The following is a 323-nucleotide window of genomic DNA, read 5'->3' as shown; positions in this document are numbered from 1 at the left end:
CAGTACATTGTCTTCTGCTGGGATTCCTATATTGACCAGCAGACCTATGAAACCAGCGCCGTCTTCGGCCCCGAAACCTGGCAGAGGATGAAAACACCTGCCGATCATACCCGCCCATCGGGCTCCCCTGTCTGGTACAACAGAATGGTGTTTGGCCTGTCTCCCGGCGGCAAGGTCAAAATCTGGTTTTCCGATGTCGCCGGACGCCCCAGCCTGCCGGTCACGCCCCTGAAACTGACAACCCGCTCCGGCAAGGACCTGACCCTGTGTAAAGACTACGTCGTCCCGGGCGGCAGTTTTACCTTCCTCCCGTCAACGCAGGC

At 58.8% G+C, this 323-nt stretch carries 1 protein-coding gene; it reads left to right on the top strand.

Features of this window, described 5'->3' with window-relative positions; all coding sequences use genetic code 11:
* Window positions 1–323: DUF2931 family protein (locus OGY04_RS01675; RefSeq protein WP_286584658.1), on the top strand; the 323-nt coding region annotated here is incomplete at both ends.

Source organism: Citrobacter sp. Cpo091 (genome assembly GCF_030332645.1).
Classification (GTDB): Bacteria; Pseudomonadota; Gammaproteobacteria; order Enterobacterales; family Enterobacteriaceae; genus Citrobacter; species Citrobacter portucalensis.
Note: the sequence above shows the minus strand (reverse complement) of the source record. Positions and strands in the feature narration are given on the sequence as shown.